The sequence below is a fragment of the Mesorhizobium sp. M0701 genome (genome assembly GCF_040320365.1).
GTDB lineage: Bacteria > Pseudomonadota > Alphaproteobacteria > Rhizobiales > Rhizobiaceae > Mesorhizobium.
Genome location: NZ_JAMYPO010000075.1, coordinates 1 through 17786, shown reverse-complemented (window position 1 = coordinate 17786; position 17786 = coordinate 1). Strand labels below are relative to the sequence as shown.

The following is a 17786-nucleotide window of genomic DNA, read 5'->3' as shown; positions in this document are numbered from 1 at the left end:
TCACCACGGCCAGGGGCGCCACGGTTCTGCTCGACGACCAGTATGCCCGCGATCTCGTCGGCCGCATCACCGGCACGACGGGGCTCACCGCTTCCGACAGCTGGACCTATGGCTACGACAAGGCCGACCGGCTGACTTCGAGCGACAATCTCGGCAACAACACGCTCGACGAGACGTTCGTCTATGCCGCCAACGACAATCTGACCTCGCGCACCCGTGTTGCCGGCACGTACGTCTATCCCGCGGCGAGTGCTGCTCGTCCGCATGCGCCAACAGCGGTCGGCGCCAAGACGCTCATCTATGACGCCAATGGCAACATGACCGCCGACGGCACCAGGACGCTCGCCTGGGACGAGGCCAACCGGCTGAAGACCGTCACCCAGGCCGCCAACACCGTTTCTCTCTCCTACGGCCCGGACGGCGCGCGAGCCAAAAAAAGCTCATCCTTTGCCACCACGCTCTATCCCGACGCCTCCGTCGAGATCGATCCGGCGACACCTGGAGCAGAAATCTACACCCGCTACCCCCATCCCGACGTCAAGGTGACCGGCGCGACAAAAGCCCTCCTGCACCGCGATCACCTGGCCTCCGTCCGCATGGTCACCGATGCCTCGGGCGCCATCGTCGAGGCCACCAACTACGCCACCTATGGAGAGCGCCTCAACACCGGCTTCCAGACACAAAAGTCCTACATCGGCGAGCGCTTCGATCCCGAGACCGGGCTGCTGTATCTCAATGCCAGGTACATGGATCCCGTGTTGGGGAGATTCATTCCCAAAGACCTGGAGGGAGGGGCCAGATGCCAAGAACAAAACCTCGCCGTGACCAGGAGAGCGCAATGATCTTGGCAATCAAGCTCGCTTCGATCCTGCTTTTTGTGCTGGCCACAGGCAGCCTGTCCAAGGCGGAGAACGCCGACGGAGTGAACCCGGCTGCCTTCGTCCGGACCTTGGTCAATGCAGCCAACGGGCAGGCGGATTTTGCTCGCGTAAAGCTCGCGGTCGACAGGTTCGTTGATCCGTCGATCAACGAAGAGGCCGCTCTCGGCGAGATCGACGCAATGGTCGTCACTGTCAACAAGATGCTGGGCAGTCTGCCTCCTGAAGCGGCTTCTACCAGCATGGAGAAGATGAAAGCGCTCCGCACCTTTCTCTACGAGGGTGGCTGGTGGAACAATGGCAGGCCGTTTGAATATGATCTCTCTGATCCGTACGGCCAAACTCCCGGTTCGCAGTCGCTGCCAAACTACCTCGCGACCAGGAAGGGCAATTGCGTCTCGATGCCGACCTTGTTTCTCATTCTGGGCAAGCGGCTCGGGCTCAATGTGACGCTGTCGACAGCGCCGCTGCACGTCTTCGTCAAATACATCGACGACGCGACAGGCAAGACCTGGAACCTCGAGACCACCAGCGGCGCTGGTTTTACGCGAGACGCGTGGTATCGGCAAAAGGTGCTGATGACCGACGAGGCCATTGCCAATGGCGTCTACCTCAAGACACTTTCGCAGCGCGAGGCAGTGTCAGTCCTATCAACGCCGGTCCTCGACAACCTTATCGCCATCGGGCGCTACGACGAGGCCGTCGCAGTCGCTGACGTGCTGATCGAAGCCTATCCAGCCAATGCCTATACGCTGGTGAAGAAGGGCACGGCCTACTACCGGCTGCTCGAGACCAACATCATCCAGAAATATACGAAGCAGAGCGACATTCCGGCCGACCGGATCGCCTACGCAAACGAACTCTATCGGGCCAATCGAGAAGCCTTCGCCAGAGCCGAAGCGCTCGGCTGGCGCGAGCCGAAGCTGAATTGACCTTAAGATACGAATTTACGGGCAAGGGGGATTTTGGATGACCAGATCGAACAGCAGCAGCATAATTCAACGGGTGCTAGCGGTTATGCTGGCTTTCGTAATGGTCGTTCCAGGGACTTACGCTTCCCAGGCGTCAGCAGCGTCCGGATTCCAGATTCAACTCCACAGGACGAGCGCCAATGCCCAGCCTGCCCGCTTCATCTCGCCCGACGACTGGAACCCGACGCTGCCTGGTGTCGGAACCAATCGATATGCCTACGCTCAAAACGATCCGATTAACAAATCCGATCAGAATGGGCACAACGGTTTGGCAGTCCAAGCGGGCATCTGGGGAGGGAGAGCCCTGTTGGCGATGGCCTGCGCAGCAGGCGGCTGCGAAGTTGCTGCAGGGATAGCGCTAGCGGCAGCCGTTGTCGCAGTTGGTGTGCTGGCAGTTAATGCTATTTCGTCTGAGGAAGAGCCGAAGGATAAAGATGTCGACGCCCCGGCACCAGGAATTGCCACCGGAAACCCAGATGTTGATTCAGTCTTTGGAGGAGCAAAAGCAGCTGATGATGGGGAAAAGGGATATGTAGTTACGGGAGACCCCAGCACGTTTGCGGATAAGTTAAAAAACATTCCCGGCGCGATCCAAAATCCGACCAACGTCGGAGGTACGACAACAACACTGCCCGATGGCACAAAGGTCGACACTTACCCGGAGCGGAGAACCACCGGAAAACCTGGATTTGCAATCACGAAGCCAGGTCAAAAAAAGGCTGAGATCAAAGGGTCATTCGTGGATGGGACAAAAGAGAAGACCGAAAAAGACACTAAATCCGATACTGACGGCGGTAACTCGGATAAGACGTCATCGGACGATACGGCTAGATAGGTGAATTAAGATGGGCTTTTTTCAAAAGAAAATGGAAGCATTCTTATTGGATTCGGCTAGGGCGCACTTTGATAAAAATGGAATTAAGTTGATTCAGTTCGATGAAGCTAACGATATTCGTGTAGATGAGTTGTTTTCGAGCTATCCATTGGGAGAAGGTTATCTATGCCTACCCAAAGCAGATTGGGTGAATACACCAATTCCATACGATCCTCTTTTCCACGACGAGAATTTTATGAACGGAGATTCTCTCGAATCTATCGTTGAAAGGCATGTATTGTCGACTTTTTCGAACAGAAAGTTTATCATGTCTGGCAGGCCGGATGTATTCCTCGCAATTGAATTTGGTGAATTTAAGTACGATATTCTTCGGGAAATTCAGTCTGGGCACATGACAACTCCACTCGTTCTATTCGATGACAAAAAGAATAAAGGGATTTTTTTTGAATACGACCTTGAGATAAATACCTATTCAAGAGAGTCAAGTCTGAAAAAAGAAATACTCGGCGGAATTCCTGACGATATTTGGATAAGGTACTTTAACGATAATTTTTTATCTGGCATATCCTATAACAAGCATCATCTAGACGTAATAAATAATTACTATAGGCCCGTAATCCCCGGACTGAAGAAATTTCAGTAAAATCTTAGAGTTTGGCCCTTGTCCGGGCGAGGGTGCTGACTAACGACATCCTAAACCTTGTTCCGAGCAAAGCCGCGATCTTCCGGGAGTGACTGGATCGTTAGTATTCTGACGAGGGTATCTGCAGAAACGTCCGACTCTCAAACCATTCCTCCAGGCTGGCACCTGACGCACCGGTAGGACATGCCGCGCGTCTCGCAGCGACTAAAACCAACCATTGGTCGCGCGTAAAACTCATCGTCACCAACCCTGTGGATAGATCCGGAATAACGCGGGCAATTCCAGCGCCCATCCCCAAGAAGCTCTAGACTAAGAACCTAGGGGAATCGGGCGGATGTCGATCAATCTGAGTAATTGCGTCGTGTTGTGCATGCTGCTCGCATGCGCAGGTTGCACGTCTCCGTCGGGCAAGGATTTTTTCACCGAAACCGTTGATAGTCTGCATGCAAAGAACTCGCCGCTGCGGGCGGGATATAACGCTTCCCATCCATTAACTGCGGCAGGTGAAGCCCAGCGCTTCTCCGGTGCGCAGTACCAGGGCTCCGGTAATTTCGTCTCCTCTGGCGCGCCAATCGCCCAAGTAACGGGCGATGGTTCTGGTCAATTCGAGCTCAATCTGGTCAACGCACCTGTCGCGCAAGCAGCGAAAGCCGTGCTCGGCGATGCTCTCCACCTCAACTACATCGTCGACCCGCGCGTGCAGGGGACGGTGACGCTGCAGACTTCGCAACCCGTATCGGAGGATGCGCTGGTCGATATCCTGGAATCCGCGCTTGCCGTGAACAATGCCGGTATCACCAAGCGTGCGGGCACGTACCAGATCGTGCCGCTTTCCGACATCATGTCCAGCACGCCCTCGGTCAGCGTACCTTCGGTCTCACCCTCCGGCCCCGGCATCAAGGTGCAGGTGCTGCAGCTGCAATACATCGCAGCTGACGAAATGAAGACCATCCTCGAGCCGATCACACGACAAGGCTCGGTTCTCAGGGTGGATTCCACCCGCAATCTGATCACGGTCGCCGGCAACAACAGCGATCTCGATGCCATTCGCGAAGCGGTTTCGGTGTTCGACGTCGACTGGATGCGCGGCATGTCGGTCGCCCTTCATCCCCTGAAAACCTCAAAGCCTGAAGCCGTTGCCTCAGAGCTCGATTCGATCTTCGGCACCAAGAACGGCCCTGGCGCCAAGATCATCCAGTTTATTCCCAACGATAGGCTGAATTCGGTGCTGGTGATCACCTCGCGCCCGGCCTATCTCAGCCGCGCCGCGGTGTGGATCGGCAAGCTCGACAAGCTGGCCGAGACCAACGAGGACCAGCTCTTCGTCTATGAGATTCAGAACCGACCGGCCAAGGAACTGGCTGCGGTGCTGAGCTCCGTGCTCGGCACTTCGGTCAAGACCGAGGGCGAGATGGCCGGCGCGAACGTGTCGCCCGACATGACGCCGATCGCCTTGCAATCCGATGGCGTGACGCCTGTGCCATTGACCGGCCCATCCCCGTCGCTGGCCTTGGCGCCAGACGAACAGTCACCCACCCACGCCAAGGTCGTGGCTGATGTCGAGAACAATGCGCTGCTGATACAGACCACGGCACGGGACTATGATCGCATCCAGCACATATTGGCGAAGCTCGACATCTTGCCGACGCAAGTCATGCTGGAGGCGGTGATCGCCGAAGTGACGCTGAACGACGAACTGAAGTTCGGGCTTCGCTGGTTCTTCGAAAACAATGGTATGAAGATCTCCCTGTCCGACGTGGCCAGCGGTTTCACCGGCGCAACCTTTCCCGGTTTTGGCTGGACCTACGCGACTGACAACATCCAGGTCACGCTGAACGCACTCGCCAGCATCACCGACGTCAATGTGATATCGGCGCCGACCATCATGGCGCTCAACAACCAGAAGGCAATCCTGCAGGTTGGCGACCAGGTGCCGATCATCACGCAGCAGGCCGTGGGGACATCGACCGCCGACGCACCGATCGTCAATTCGGTCGAGATGAAGGACACTGGTGTCATACTCACGGTCACGCCGCGCATCAACAATGCCGGCCGTGTCATGCTCGATATCAGCCAAGAAGTCAGCAACGTCACCAAGACGACCAGCTCCGGCATCGATTCGCCAACCATTCAGCAGCGGAAGATCCAGACGCGCGTGCTGGTCAATGACGGCGAGAGCCTGGCGCTCGGCGGCCTTATCCAGGAACGCAACAATGTCGATCGCGGCCAGGTGCCGATCCTCGGCGACATCCCGATCATCGGCAACGCCTTCAAGCACAAGAGCGACAGCGTCGGGCGGACCGAGCTGATCATTTTCATTCGTCCGCGCGTTATCCGCGACATCAGCGAGGCGCGGCAGGTCACCGATGAATTCCGCGGCAAGATCAGCCTGCAGACGCCGATCCAGCAGCGCCGCGGCGGAACCCCTCTGCAACAGAATCTCAAACGACTGAAATACTGATGAGCGCCCACTTGTCTCTCGTGCTGACTGCGACGATCGCTCTGACAGCAATCCTTGTCACCATTTCAGTCGCGGATTTTCGAAGGCTGATAATTCCCGATGAACTCAATCTGGCGTTGGCTGGCACGGGCCTTGGCTTCCAAGCTGCGACACAACTAGATCAGGTCCCTAGCCAAATCCTGTTGGCTGTTGGAACCTTGTCCGCTGTCTGGCTCGTCCGTCGCGGTCATTTCGCAATGACCGGCCGCATCGGTCTTGGGCTCGGCGACGTCAAAATGCTTGGCGCCGCCGCATGCTGGATCAACCCGCTGCTGCTGCCGGTCGTGCTGTTCATAGCAAGCGCAAGCGCGCTGTTATTCATCGGTGGTCAGGTGGTCGCGGTGGGTCCAGCGGCCGCGCGGGCGCGCGTCGCCTTCGGTCCGTTCATCGCAACGGGCCTTGGCTGCACCTGGGTGCTGGAACAATTTGCAGATTGGAACATGGGATCACTCCAATGACTTCTCTCCGTTTCATTCGACCAAGCAGAAAATACCGCCGTGAAAGCGAAAATCATGAAAGCGGTTTTACGCTGGTCGAGCTTCTGGTGGTACTTGCCATCATAGCGTTGATCGCCACGCTCGCTGCCCCGCAGGTTCTGCGCTATCTCGGCTCGGCCAGGACCAATGCGGCCAAGGCGCAAATCCGCAACATCGAGAGCGCCCTCGAACTCTACTATGTTGATAACGCAAAATATCCGACTTCGGAGGAAGGCCTGTCCGCGCTGGTCGCGGCACCTGCCGGCGAAGAGCGCTGGAATGGGCCGTACCTCAAGGGGACCACCGGGCTGAAAGATCCCTGGGGAAAGCCTTACTCCTATGAAGTGAAGGCCGATGCGACCGGTGTGATGATCCGCACCTTCGGCCGCGACGGCAAGCCCGACGGCAGCGGCGAAGATCAGGACATTACCAACTGATCAAGCGTTAGGATGGGAGATCGTCAGTTCCTGGGCTGTGCTTGGCGATCTGCCAACTCGAGGCGCGCAAAGCCTGCGGATGAGTAGGCTGCGCCGTCCCGATCGACCGAGATTGTGAACCGCACAGCGGCCGGCAGGCGCCGCTGGGCGCTCCAGCTGTCCGACCACAGAGATGCTCCTGGCGAGCCGTCGAGATACTCGAATTTTATGGCGGTCACACCAGCAATCAGTCGAACTGATTGGTTTTCTGTTGATCTGCTGCTGTCGCTACCGCGCCGTGGTTTTTGGTCGATGGTCAGGATGTCTTCAGCTTCGCTTCCAAGGGAAACGGTGATCTCCCGCAGTGCCGAGGATCTGAAGCCGATCGCCTGAACGCCGTTGAATTCGATTCGGCCCGGCTCACCGCTGAGATAGATCACATGCTCCGGCGACGATTTTGACAACGGCAGCGGCTCTACACGGCTGATTGCGGTTTCGAGAAACCGCGAGGCAGCATCGACCTCCATCTGCATCTCGGTTGCCTTCTCGATGCGCATCATCGTGCGGGCTTGTCCGAGAAAGACAATCATCAGCGAGGAAATCACGCCGACCAGGGCAAGCCCAACGAGCACGTCGATCAGCGCAAAACCCTCGACCGACGCCGATGACGCGCGAGTTCCACCCAGGCGGCACCATTCGAAGCTGGGCTTGAGGACGGGAAACCCTGGGAGCCACTGTCCGCAACTACCCGATGAGCGGCTCATTGAGAGTTCGTATCCTGGACGGGAACAAACGTCAGAAACGGCTCGCCACGCCCGGCACCAGCGGCGCCGGTTCTCTCAATGATAATCGCTGTTAGTTTCGCCTTCGATATCTCAATCGTGCGGGTTTTCAGGCTCCAGCCGGGCTGCGCGGCATCGGAGGCGGTTGAATTCGATCCGCGACCAGCTTGGTGATCGGCCAGCATCTCGCGAACCGCGCGAGCGGCTTCGACCTGTGCCTTGGCAACCGCGATGCTGCGGCTCGCCATCACGATCGACTGGCTTGCTATGCCAAGCACAAGCGCCAGGATCGTCATCGCGACGATCATCTCCAGGATCGAAAAACCGTCTGCATCGGAATCTGGGACTGCCTGCGAGATCATGGCAGTGTCCGCCGCGTCGCAAGCCCGGTCAGCCAGTTCACCTCGATGCGTACCGTCTGGCCTTTGCGTTGCAGATCGATGTCCAGCCCGGAAGCGCTGCCGTCCGGCAGGAATGTCAAGGTCGCCTGCCGTTCCGCGGCGACAGTTTCCAGCCCTGTCGTCACAGTCACTTCCACGTCTTCGGGCAGGACGAGCGTGTCTCGATCATCGAAGCGGATCGCGCCGGCACGAGGATCGATGACTATCTGTTTCGGCCTGGCCGTGGCGATTGCAGACGTGCGTGACAGGCGCAGTCGCGTGGTGATCTCGCTCGTCAAGCTTTCCAGGTTCCTGGTTCGATAATTTCTGGCGATGCCCGGAGCTGCAATGGCCGCGACGACAGCCATGATTGCCAGGACGACTAACATCTCGACCAGAGTGAAACCGGCCGTCGCGTTTTCTCGTTGACAGGAGGGAGGCGCGTCCGTCATTTCAGGGCCAGATCGTTGATGCTGAGGATCGTCGTCATCACCGAAATGACCAGGCTCCCCACCAGAAAACCAAGCGAAATCGTCAAAGCCGGCGTCAGCAGTTTCAGCACGGCGTCGATCCGCCGTGTCAGCGCGGCCTGGAGCATCTTTCCGGCGCGATCCAGCACGACGGGAAGCGCGTTCGCATCTTCGCCCAATGAAATCAGCGACATCGTCGCGTTGTCGAAAATGCCAGACTTGACGATTGCGCTATGAAGGCGGGCGCCATTGGCTACGTCGTCTCCAATCGCGGTAAAACTTGCCCATAGTGAACTTTGCCGGGAGACGTTCGCCGACAGGCCAAGCGCTTCGGTCATTGCCACCCCGTTGCCGAGAAGGAGGGACAAAGTCTCAAGATAGCGCGCTATCACCGTGTCCTTGACCAACTGACCGATTAACGGAATTCTCAGCAGCCAGCGCGAGAACAACGCCTTCGCCCCCGCCGACCTCGACAAAAAGAGATAGAAGAGCAAAGCAGCGGTTGCGGCGAGCGGGAACACGAAGGGGTAGTCGGTGAAAACGGTTCCGAGCGCGGAAAGCAGCTTCATGGTGAACGGTTTTGCCGCCGCCGAGCCTTCGAAGATTGGCTCCAGCGCCGGCACAAGCACCGTCGCCAGAATGACCAGCGCCCCGCTCATGACCACCAGCAGAAAGGCGGGATAGGTCAGCGCTTCCACGATGGCTGCACGACGCTTTGCCTTTGCTTCGAATGTGTCGGCCAGCCTTTGGCAGATGAACGCCATCTTGCCGCTGCGTTCGCCGCTGGCGAGCAAGGCCGCAACGTCGGATGTGATCCCCGGCAGGCTGGCAAAGGCTTCCGCAATCGGGCGACCGCCGGTCGTGAGGTCGAGCACGGACTGCAACTGCTGACGCCGCGTATGATTGCCCTCGCCTGAAATCACCGCGCTCAAGGCGCGATCAACGGTGAAACCGGCGTTCAACAGCACCGAAAGCTCGGAAAAAAGGCGGCTGAGATCGACCCGCCGCGTGAACGTAGAGCCGCGTCCGGGCAGCCGAATAAGTTGCCTTGCTCCGTCGACGGGGGCGAGATGATAGGATCGGCGCCCCTGTTGCGCCAATTTGCGGGCAGCATCCTGCTTGGTCGACGCGTCGAGAACGCCGGTTTCCCTGCTGCCGTCGACAAGATAGGCGCGGTAGGCAAATGCCGGCATCAACCGCCTCCGTTAAGGTCGATGACACGCCGGACTTCTTCCATTGTCGTCACCTGCGATTGCGCAAGCGCCTTTGCATGGAGCGCCATCGGAACGAGATCGTCTTCCGCTGCAACCCTGCCGATCTCCATTTCGCCGGCGCCCTGGTCGATAAGCTCGGCAATGCGCGGCGACACCTGCAGCATCTCGTAAGTGACGGTGCGCCCGCTATAGCCGGACCCATTGCAGCTTCGGCAGGCCGAGCCTGTTTGGTCTGTTCCATGGCAGGTCGGGCAGACGCGGCGCAGCAATCTTTGCGCGATAACCCCTCGGATCGTCGCCCCGAGCAGATAGCCGTCGATGCCCATGTCGCGAAGGCGGGTCAGCGCTCCCGCCGCACTGTTGGTATGAAGTGTAGAAAACACGAGATGGCCGGTCAAAGCCGCCTGGACCGCGACTTGTGCCGTCTCGCGGTCGCGGATTTCGCCAAGCAGGATGATGTCGGGATCCTGTCTAAGGATCGAACGGAGCGCAGCTGCAAAATCGAGGTCGATCGCCGGATTGACCTGCAATTGCGTGATGCCTGCCATGCGGTATTCGACCGGGTCCTCTACCGTGAAGATCTTCACGTCCGGCCGGGAGCGCTCGGCCAGGATCGAATAGAGCGTCGTCGTCTTGCCGCTGCCGGTCGGCCCGGTGATCAGCACGATGCCGTTGGCGGACTGCGACATGCTTCTGATCGTGGCCTGTGCGGCATCGTCGAAGCCGAGTTTGCCCAGCCGCAGCTCGACGCCGGCGCGGTCAAGAATTCTGAGCACAATGGCTTCGCCGTGAATGGATGGAATGACCGAGACACGAAGGTCGATGTCCCGGCCACGCACCGCAATGCGCATCCGTCCATCCTGTGGCATCCGCCGTTCGGCGATATTGAGTCGCGACAGGATTTTTATGCGTGTAGAGATACCTGCGAGCATCGCGGCCGGTGCCGTGTCGACAGTGGATAGCATGCCGTCATGCCTGAAACGGATACGAACATGATCCTCAAGCGGTTCGATATGGATGTCGGTTGCTCTCGCATCGACCGCCTTGTGGATCGTGTCGGCGACCAAGCGGACGATCGGCGCCTCGCGGGCAAAATCCTTCAAACGTTCCAAGTCGTCGGGGCCGAAATCCGAGGAGGCTGCACTGTCTTGATCAGATGACACAGCTTCCTTGGCGGACTGCCCGATCCGTTCGATGCAATCGGTAATCACCCGCCTTGGCAGTACTCTGAGCGCTGGCGTCCGCTCATAGTGAAATGCCAGCGCATCGATCATAGCCGACGAGAACGGATCGGCGACGGCGACAACCAGTTGTTGTGCATCAATCGCTAAGGGAAGGATCGCGTTCTCACGGAGATAGTTCAGTGGAACGCTTGAAAACACTTCGGGATTGAACTGCTCCGGTATGTCGACGGGCGACGGTAGGTTCATGAAGCGGCTGAGATTGTCGGCAAGCTCCTGTTCGCCAATCAGCCCGAGTTCGGTCATCACCGTGTCGAACGGATGCCCCGATGTCTTCGACGCGCCCAAAGCGCGTTGGGTTGCATGCGCGCTCAGCACTTTCTCGGTTTCGAGAAAAGCGAGAAATGCCTCGACGCCGGAGGTCCGGATGGCCGGGTTCATGACGCCTATCCCCTCAGGATCTGCGCTGCCGCAGTTCCGAAAAGCGCGTCGCAATCTCTGGAGGATGTCGTCGCAGCGAGGTCGGTGATCTCCGCGGCGGGAGTTCGTGAAAGACGCCGAAAGCCCGCCGCGCTGGCCGGGAATTTTTCGACGATAAATCCCGCCTGGCCTGCAATTCCCGATCCATCCCGCCTCGCTGTCACTTCGACCGAATAGGCTGGAGCTTCACCAGCCTCTTGCGTTGTCGAGGCGCCACTCCCGGATGCGCCGGCAAGCACGGTTCGAAGGGGGCTCGGAGCATGATCGAGGCCGAGCGTGCCGCGCTTCGAAAAAACCGTGAAGACATCATCGAGATCATGCAGCGGCGTCGAAGCAAGCGCCGAAAACTCCTGCAATTCGGACACCGATTCGAACGGTGCCATCTTGTTTTGAGCCGGGCCGACGGACGTTACAGTCTCGGCCGGTGCAGCGAAAGCATTCGTGTTGCCTCGGAACTGGATGGCCGCCTGGGCAAGTTCTTCGGATGCCGGCCGATCGAAACCGAGCGATGCAAAACCAAGCGACAGCAGACGAGCGTCTGCTGCATTGAGATCGATCAGCCCGCTGTGGTCTTGTATGCGGACATCGAAGATGAATTCTCCCGACCGGCAACTTGCTGGCGTGAAATCCGGCGGCAGCTTTTCCGTCGCTGAACCGTCGGCCAATTCGCTCGAAACCACATTCGCCAGGCCTTCGGCAAGCAGCGACAGACGCTCCTGCTCGATCTCATTGTTGGCCATCATCAGCCTTGTTTTTGCCGTCACGGCAAAAGGAACCACGATGGCGGAGACGATCAGCATGAAGACCAGCACGGCGACTAGCGAAAATCCCGCGTTTCCATTTTCGTCCTCAGAGCGTCCCTCGGTCATTGGCCGACATTCGCCGCGGGCTGGCCATCCTGAGCTGACGGGTAAAGCGAGATGCGTGCGACCTTGCCGTCCCGCTCCAGTACGGCCTGGTCTTTGTCGATCGTCGAAACGGTCCAGCCATCGACGGTCTCGCCATTGCCGTACCACAGGGCGGTATCGGCCCCAGCAACCCGCAGCAGCGCCTTCGCCGATCCGCTGTGAAGGCTGATCCCCAGCAGCGATGGCACAACTGCCGGCGCAACATTCTGCGGCGGCGGCTGCTCGACCGCCACGGAGGCGACTTCCACTGCCTGCGGCGCGACTGGCTCGGGCACGAATTTTCTGCGTGCTGGGCTGAACAGAGGCCGCTCAAAGGTTTCGCTGAAATCACCTGCCTCCGGAATCTGAAGCGATCCTGGCAAATTCCGTGCCAACCCTCCATCGCGCGCCTTAGCGGAAATGATCGGTGCAGTGTCGACTGACGTCTCGTAGAGCAAAACGTTGACGGCTACGAGGCCGGCAATCATCGCCCCCAGGACCGGTGCTGCGAATTTGCCGGTCATGGCTTTGCACCGCCAGAGGGCGACGCCACCTTCGTCTGCAGAGGCCCATAAAACAGAATCTCGGCAAAAAGCTCCGGGTCCGCTGTTCGGCCGGCCGCTGGTCCAACATTCGTCGTTCGCAAGGTGGCCTCGCGAATGAACAGGACCGGAAGCGAGGTTTCGATGGCGAGGATCGCATTGTGGACGCCTTCCAGAGGGCCCGAAAAGCTTGCCCGCAGCCCGATGAAGTTCACTCCCGCTTCAGTGAGCGCCGGTGCATTGCCGGCCGACAGCACGATCACGCCATTCGTCGCCGCAATCGCATTCAACCGGGTCTGAAGCCCGCCGCGAATGACCGCCTCGCTCTCTCCCGTCAGGAATTCAGAATTTGTCGCTGCGGCTGGGTCTGATGCCGCTGCACTGTCAAGGTGTTTTGCGAGTGCGGCCACGGCCTGCAATTGGCCGAGCATCTCTCGTTTTTCCTCGACCCCGGCCTTAGCCGAGGCGACGCTGTCAAAGGCCATGAACACCACCCAGCTGGCGACGCAGGCTGCTGCGGCTGCGATGGTGAGCGCGATCAGGCGGCGCACCAACGGATGTGCGTTGAGGATGGTGGAGAGCATTGTCAGAGCGCTCCAATCTTCGCCGTGATGGTAAAACGCTCGCCGTCCTGGCCCGGAACCTTGACGACCGGCGCCGCGAACTCCGGAGCTGAAATCAGCGCCGATGCGTCCAGCGGCTCAATCAATTCTGGCGCTGAAGTCGAGAAACCGGTGATGGTTAGGTCGCCGCCTTTGGCCGACAGGTCGGTCAACCAGGCCGTGTCGGGAAGCAGATGCGTCAGTTCGGCCCAGACGCGGACCAGCGAGGCAGACGTCTTTTTCTCGTCCCGGATTCTTTCGACCTGTTCGATATTTGCCTGGCGCTTCTGCAGTGAGGATCGCGCTGCCTTGGCCTGCACCTGAGCATCGGCGATCTGCGCGTCCAGCTCCGTGCCGGCCTGCCAATTGCGCCATTGCGCATGGCCTAAGGTGACGAGAGCAGCGCCAAGCAACATTGAACACGCCGCTATCCACGCGGTCCTTGCGCGGCGATCGCGTTTGGTCGGCGGCCAAATGGCAGCCAAGCTTAACTGATCGGCCTGTCGCACCTGGTCTGCATCGGCCACAGACAGTGGGCCAACGGTTCCGCCGCCACGGCGAACAGCTTCCAGAACGGCCGCTAGCGTCTTGGTTTTCACGACGTGGTAGCAACAGTCCTGATCCGCATGTTTGGCAAAGACTATATGCACCTGTGCCGGGTCGATCGGCGTTGTGGCCAGCAGGTCGAGTTCGGCCATGCTTCTCGCTTGCCGAAGCGGCAGTCGTCTCGTCGCCAGTTGCCGTGTCAGAAACAACCCCGATTGGATCTGGATTTCGAACGTCGGCCGTTTGCGCCGAAGCGCAGTTTGGATAAGCGCGGATATCTCGTCCTCCGAGGCACTCGGCGGCAAAGGGATGGATTGAAACTCCGGCACGCCGGCTGCGCACAGTCGGATGCCATCATCCGCCATGTTGATTATCCACTCGCCGGTGCAAGATCGTTTCTGTCCAGGACTAACCCACGTCCAGACCCCTCGTACCTCATCAAGCCACCAGTCGCAGAAGTCGAGGAATTGCTCGTTGAGTGTTGCCAAGACCAGTCGCCTCGCCACCCCAGCTGATGCTAGCTGAGTTTTCAGACTAAGATTACAAGTGCTGGTGTAACGCGGAAATCAGCGACAGCGCGGAAGGTGGGTTGGCCACAGCTTTTATTGGCAGCCATCTTTTTGGGCCGTTCGCTGATTGAGCAGTTGGACACCTCGAACTACCGGCATTTCCAGAGTGGGTGGTGCGACAATGAGGTTGCGAACAGCCTGACGCGCGGCGGGGGCTGGATTTCGGTCGTTGGGGCTGATGCTGGTTGCCGATTTCGGCATCGCGGCGGCGTTTTCCGCCGCTCTCGCCGTCAGGCGAACGCAGTTCGCCCTTGGTGCCAGACGAAGCGGGTGAGATTGTAGGCGAGCCATGCCGATCTTGGTGCAGGCGCGAGCGATGCCGATCGTGCGGACAAACAGGCCCATGCGGGATTTCTGCTGCGCGAAGACGTGCTCGACGAAAGCGCGGATCTTTGAGCGCCGGCCATTGGCCCGTGCCATCGCCTCGCTCATCGGCCGGCCTTTCGGCTTCTTGTGATGAATGTCGGAGACGTAGCCGTTCTTGTCCAGCCACGCCTCATGTTCTTCGAGCGATAGGCGGTGTCGGCCCATACCGTCGAGCCGGTGTTGTTCTTGTCCAGCACGTTGCGAAGCTGCGCCCCGTCCCAAGCCGAGGCGCCGGTGACGTTCCAGCCGCGGATGAAGCCGTGGCGGCGATCGATCGAGGCATGGTTTTTGTAGCCGAAGGCGGGAACGGCGATATCGCGCTGCTTCGTCTTTCCCTCCTCATCGGCCTTGGCCTTCGAGAACTTCACGGTCCAGCGCGCGTCCCGGTCCTTCTGGCGCAGCTTGGCTGGTTTCTTCTGCCACTCGTCCGGCACCTTTCCTGCCTTGATGTCAGCCTTTTCAGCATCGGAATTGCGTTGCTTCGGCGCCGCCACGATCGTGGCATCCACGATCTGGCCACCCATCGCCAGATAACCGGCCTTGGTGAGGTGCTTGTCAAAACGGGCGAACAGGTTGTCCACCGCCCGGGCCTGCGTGAGGTGCTCCCTAAACAACCAGATCGTCTTGGCGTCGGGCACCTTGTCGCCGAGCCCCAACCCGAGGAAACGCATGAAGGAAAGCCGGTCTTGGATCTGAAACTCGGTCTGATCGTCCGAGAGACTGTAGAGCGCCTGCAGAACCAGGACCTTGAACATCATCACCGCATCAAAAGGCGGCCGGCCGCCTTTGGCGCCATCGGAGCGCTTCAGCGCCTTGGCCAGCGGTTTCCGGAAAACCTCCCAAGGCACCACCGCATTCAGCTTCTCCAGTGGATCGCCGGCCGCGCTCAGCCGGACATAACGCTCGTCAATGTCCCAGAATCCAGCCTGGCCTTGCATCCAACGCCTCCGTGCAAATCACTAGGCGAAGTGAATCAAAATGCGGTCTCGATTGCCAGGTTTTTCGAGGTGTCCAGTTGCTTGCGTTTCGTGGGGTGGCACAAACGCGGCGCCGGCAAGGCGATCCATGCCGTTAACCCACGCAACTATAACTGGAAAGGGCAGTGTCACTGCGATTCAAATCTATTTGAGAGGTGCGATATCAAATAAACAATTAAAAAAATGGAGATATAGAAAAGTAAAAAAACGATGCGAGTATCATTGTCATTTCCAACGCCACCTACACTCATGCCTAGCTTAAACTTATAAAACCTTATCAACAGCTCCAAGATAGAGCGTAGAGATAACCCCAGAGCTAAAAATTCCTATTTTTCGTTTAAATCCTATATTTCTCTCTTGTCCATACGTCCTAACAGGAAGCATTGCTAAAGTCCCTAGAGCAGAGGATATACATATCGACCCAGAAACAACCGCTGATAAAGACGTGTGTTCCGGAACGGAAGCGTAGATCGCGAGGGCGATCGCCCAAATTGTTAAATTTAGAACAACTATGCCAATTTCTCGCATATTGACGCTACCGCTCTAGGCTCAATAAAGACCACCCTTACCTTCGGAAATCGCCTGTGACGCTGCGGGCGAAAGCGAGGCACCACCCTTTGCGCCTTCGCTTTTCGAAGGAGGCTCTGCTGTTGAGATAATATTAGGATGCGTGATGGTTATCTCGAGAACACGGTGGTTTTCTTTTTTCTTGTCGAACATCTTTTTTTCACCGGTACTTATAATGCTTTTGGCAATGTCGGTTAGCGTTTTTGCACCGAACCCTCCGAACCAGCCTACCATCGTTGAATATGGTTGGGAGGCTTTAAGGTGTTCGGCTAAAGGCCCGGTTGTGGCCCCTGCGCCAGCGCCAAGCAGCAATCCAGCCCCAACATGGGATGGATGAACCGTCCCGTCGTCAATTAGGTCTTTAGCCGTTGCACCTGCGGCACCGCCAGACGCGCCGGCGACTACTCCTTTCACCAAACCTAGTTTCGTCGTGCCAGAGACAAAAGATCCGGCCCACGCACCCGCTGCAGGGCCAACAGTCGCTGACACTGCCCCAGAACCCCACCGACAACAGCTGCCTTGCCGACAGATCCCCAGTCATTCACAGTGCCGAAGTTTGCATATTGCATTCCCGCCTCGAACCCGGCGCCCACAACTGCGCCTATTAAGCCGCCCGCAACGGTGTTCCATATATGCCCGTTCGGGTCGCTTTTGTTAATGGGATCATTCTGAGCATACGCATACCGGTTTGTACCAACGCCCGGCAGTGTCGGGTGCCCATCATCGGGCGAGATGAACCGTCCGAGCACCGGATCGATGTACCTGGCATTGAGGTAGAGCAGCCCGGTCTCTGGATCGAAGCGCTCGCCGATGTAGGACTTTTGTGTCTGGAAGCCGGTGTTGAGACGCTCGCCGTAGCTGGCGTAGTTGGTCTGTTCGGCGATGGCGCCTGCGGCATCGGTGACCATGCGCACCGAGACCAGGTGATCGCGGTGCAGGAAGGCTTTGGTGGCGCCGGTCACCTTGATGTCGGGATGAGGATAGCGGGTATAGATCTCCGCGCCCGGTGTCGCCGGATCGATCTCGACCGAAGCATCGGGATAGAGCGTGGTGGCGAACGACGAACTTTTCTTCGCCCGCGCGCCGTCCGGGCCGTAGAACAGCGAGACGGTGTTGGCGGCCTGGGTGACGGTCTTCAGCCGGTTGGCCTCGTCCCAGGTGAGCGTCCTGGTGCCGTCGGCGGTCATGTTGCCATTGGCGTCATAGGTGAGCGTCTTGGTCCCGACTGCTGTCGGCGCGTGCGGACGCGGCGATGTGGCCGCGGGATAGACATAGGTGCCGGCAACGCGGGTGCGCGAGGTCAGATTGTCGTTGGCGGCATAGACGAAGGTCTCGTCGAGCGTGTTGTTGCCGAGATTGTCGCTCGAGGTCAGCCGGTCGGCCTTGTCGTAGCCATAGGTCCAGCTGTCGGAGGCGGTCAGCCCCGTCGTGCCGGTGATGCGGCCGACGAGATCGCGGGCATACTGGTCGTCGAGCAGAACCGTGGCGCCCCTGGCCGTGGTGA

18 protein-coding genes and 1 pseudogene are annotated in these 17786 nt (G+C 58.7%); 7 read left to right on the top strand and 12 right to left on the bottom strand.

Annotated elements, in window-relative coordinates; all coding sequences use genetic code 11:
* From NKI24_RS34435 to gspG, 7 genes are all read left to right on the top strand, one after another.
* Positions 1-842 (top strand): RHS repeat-associated core domain-containing protein (locus tag NKI24_RS34435; RefSeq protein WP_352750636.1); only part of this gene is annotated, 842 nt, incomplete at its 5' end.
* Positions 839-1810, top strand: coding sequence for a transglutaminase family protein (locus NKI24_RS34430; protein ID WP_352750635.1), 972 nt, complete (start codon positions 839-841; stop codon positions 1808-1810). The genes NKI24_RS34435 and NKI24_RS34430, both read left to right, overlap by 4 nt.
* A gap of 37 nt (positions 1811-1847) precedes the next feature.
* Complete coding sequence (locus tag NKI24_RS34425; protein WP_352750633.1) at positions 1848-2684, top strand: RHS repeat-associated core domain-containing protein; 837 nt, start codon at positions 1848-1850, stop codon at positions 2682-2684.
* 10 nt (positions 2685-2694) lie between these two features.
* A complete protein-coding gene (locus NKI24_RS34420; RefSeq protein WP_352750631.1) occupies positions 2695-3327 on the top strand; it encodes a hypothetical protein in 633 nt (210 codons plus the stop codon).
* 334 nt (positions 3328-3661) lie between these two features.
* Complete coding sequence (gene gspD, locus NKI24_RS34415; protein WP_352750630.1) at positions 3662-5788, top strand: type II secretion system secretin GspD; 2127 nt, start codon at positions 3662-3664, stop codon at positions 5786-5788.
* Entirely contained in the window at positions 5788-6285 is a 498-nt protein-coding gene (locus NKI24_RS34410; RefSeq protein ID WP_352750628.1) for a prepilin peptidase, read from the top strand. Before gspD ends, NKI24_RS34410 begins: the two co-directional genes overlap by 1 nt.
* Positions 6282-6740, top strand: a complete 459-nt coding sequence (gene gspG / locus NKI24_RS34405; protein WP_352750627.1) for a type II secretion system major pseudopilin GspG — start codon at positions 6282-6284, stop codon at positions 6738-6740. Before NKI24_RS34410 ends, gspG begins: the two co-directional genes overlap by 4 nt.
* Before the next feature lie 23 nt (positions 6741-6763).
* Here gspG and NKI24_RS34400 read toward each other — a convergent pair whose 3' ends face one another.
* From NKI24_RS34400 to NKI24_RS34345, 12 genes and pseudogenes are all read right to left on the bottom strand, one after another.
* Positions 6764-7483, bottom strand: coding sequence for a type II secretion system protein GspJ (locus NKI24_RS34400; protein ID WP_352750625.1), 720 nt, complete (start codon positions 7481-7483; stop codon positions 6764-6766).
* On the bottom strand, positions 7480-7863 hold the full coding sequence (locus NKI24_RS34395; protein ID WP_352750623.1) for a PulJ/GspJ family protein: 384 nt from the start codon (positions 7861-7863) through the stop codon (positions 7480-7482). The genes NKI24_RS34400 and NKI24_RS34395 overlap by 4 nt, the downstream gene beginning before the upstream one ends.
* Positions 7860-8333 (bottom strand): GspH/FimT family pseudopilin, encoded by a 474-nt coding sequence (locus NKI24_RS34390; protein WP_352750621.1) that lies wholly within the window; start codon positions 8331-8333, stop codon positions 7860-7862. The genes NKI24_RS34395 and NKI24_RS34390 overlap by 4 nt, the downstream gene beginning before the upstream one ends.
* A complete protein-coding gene (locus NKI24_RS34385; protein WP_352750619.1) occupies positions 8330-9544 on the bottom strand; it encodes a type II secretion system F family protein in 1215 nt (404 codons plus the stop codon). Before NKI24_RS34385 ends, NKI24_RS34390 begins: the two co-directional genes overlap by 4 nt.
* Positions 9544-11187, bottom strand: a complete 1644-nt coding sequence (locus NKI24_RS34380) for a GspE/PulE family protein (RefSeq protein ID WP_352750618.1) — start codon at positions 11185-11187, stop codon at positions 9544-9546. Before NKI24_RS34380 ends, NKI24_RS34385 begins: the two co-directional genes overlap by 1 nt.
* 5 nt (positions 11188-11192) lie before the next feature.
* Positions 11193-12095 carry a hypothetical protein gene (locus NKI24_RS34375; RefSeq protein ID WP_352750616.1) on the bottom strand — a complete coding sequence of 301 codons (903 nt, stop codon included), beginning with the start codon at positions 12093-12095 and terminating at the stop codon, positions 11193-11195.
* The gene (locus NKI24_RS34370; RefSeq protein WP_352750614.1) at positions 12092-12637 is read right to left on the bottom strand and encodes a hypothetical protein; all 546 of its coding nucleotides are present in this window, start codon (positions 12635-12637) and stop codon (positions 12092-12094) included. Before NKI24_RS34370 ends, NKI24_RS34375 begins: the two co-directional genes overlap by 4 nt.
* A complete protein-coding gene (gene gspM / locus NKI24_RS34365) occupies positions 12634-13239 on the bottom strand; it encodes a type II secretion system protein GspM (RefSeq protein ID WP_352750613.1) in 606 nt (201 codons plus the stop codon). Before gspM ends, NKI24_RS34370 begins: the two co-directional genes overlap by 4 nt.
* 2 nt (positions 13240-13241) lie before the next feature.
* Positions 13242-14291: a PilN domain-containing protein gene (locus NKI24_RS34360; RefSeq protein WP_352750611.1), complete on the bottom strand. Its 1050-nt coding sequence runs from the start codon at positions 14289-14291 to the stop codon at positions 13242-13244.
* A 360-nt stretch (positions 14292-14651) separates the two neighbouring features.
* Positions 14652-15676, bottom strand: a pseudogene (locus tag NKI24_RS34355) (IS5 family transposase); the annotation flags it as partial.
* 588 nt (positions 15677-16264) lie between these two features.
* On the bottom strand, positions 16265-16696 hold the full coding sequence (locus tag NKI24_RS34350) for a hypothetical protein (RefSeq protein ID WP_352750609.1): 432 nt from the start codon (positions 16694-16696) through the stop codon (positions 16265-16267).
* Positions 16697-16701: 5 nt separating this feature from the next.
* On the bottom strand, positions 16702-17786 hold a 1085-nt coding region (locus NKI24_RS34345; RefSeq protein WP_352750607.1), incomplete at its 5' end, for an RHS repeat-associated core domain-containing protein.

Excerpts from the sequence above, each read along its gene's own strand:
- NKI24_RS34430 (WP_352750635.1), top strand. The coding sequence starts at position 839 with ATGATCTTGGCAATCAAGCTCGCTTCGATCCTGCTTTTTGTGCTGGCC.
- NKI24_RS34425 (WP_352750633.1), top strand. The coding sequence starts at position 1,848 with ATGACCAGATCGAACAGCAGCAGCATAATTCAACGGGTGCTAGCGGTT.
- NKI24_RS34420 (WP_352750631.1), top strand. The coding sequence starts at position 2,695 with ATGGGCTTTTTTCAAAAGAAAATGGAAGCATTCTTATTGGATTCGGCT.
- gspD (WP_352750630.1), top strand. The coding sequence starts at position 3,662 with ATGTCGATCAATCTGAGTAATTGCGTCGTGTTGTGCATGCTGCTCGCA.
- NKI24_RS34410 (WP_352750628.1), top strand. The coding sequence starts at position 5,788 with ATGAGCGCCCACTTGTCTCTCGTGCTGACTGCGACGATCGCTCTGACA.
- gspG (WP_352750627.1), top strand. The coding sequence starts at position 6,282 with ATGACTTCTCTCCGTTTCATTCGACCAAGCAGAAAATACCGCCGTGAA.
- NKI24_RS34400 (WP_352750625.1), bottom strand. The coding sequence starts at position 7,483 with ATGAGCCGCTCATCGGGTAGTTGCGGACAGTGGCTCCCAGGGTTTCCC.
- NKI24_RS34395 (WP_352750623.1), bottom strand. The coding sequence starts at position 7,863 with ATGATCTCGCAGGCAGTCCCAGATTCCGATGCAGACGGTTTTTCGATC.
- NKI24_RS34390 (WP_352750621.1), bottom strand. The coding sequence starts at position 8,333 with ATGACGGACGCGCCTCCCTCCTGTCAACGAGAAAACGCGACGGCCGGT.
- NKI24_RS34385 (WP_352750619.1), bottom strand. The coding sequence starts at position 9,544 with ATGCCGGCATTTGCCTACCGCGCCTATCTTGTCGACGGCAGCAGGGAA.
- NKI24_RS34380 (WP_352750618.1), bottom strand. The coding sequence starts at position 11,187 with ATGAACCCGGCCATCCGGACCTCCGGCGTCGAGGCATTTCTCGCTTTT.
- NKI24_RS34375 (WP_352750616.1), bottom strand. The coding sequence starts at position 12,095 with ATGACCGAGGGACGCTCTGAGGACGAAAATGGAAACGCGGGATTTTCG.
- NKI24_RS34370 (WP_352750614.1), bottom strand. The coding sequence starts at position 12,637 with ATGACCGGCAAATTCGCAGCACCGGTCCTGGGGGCGATGATTGCCGGC.
- gspM (WP_352750613.1), bottom strand. The coding sequence starts at position 13,239 with ATGCTCTCCACCATCCTCAACGCACATCCGTTGGTGCGCCGCCTGATC.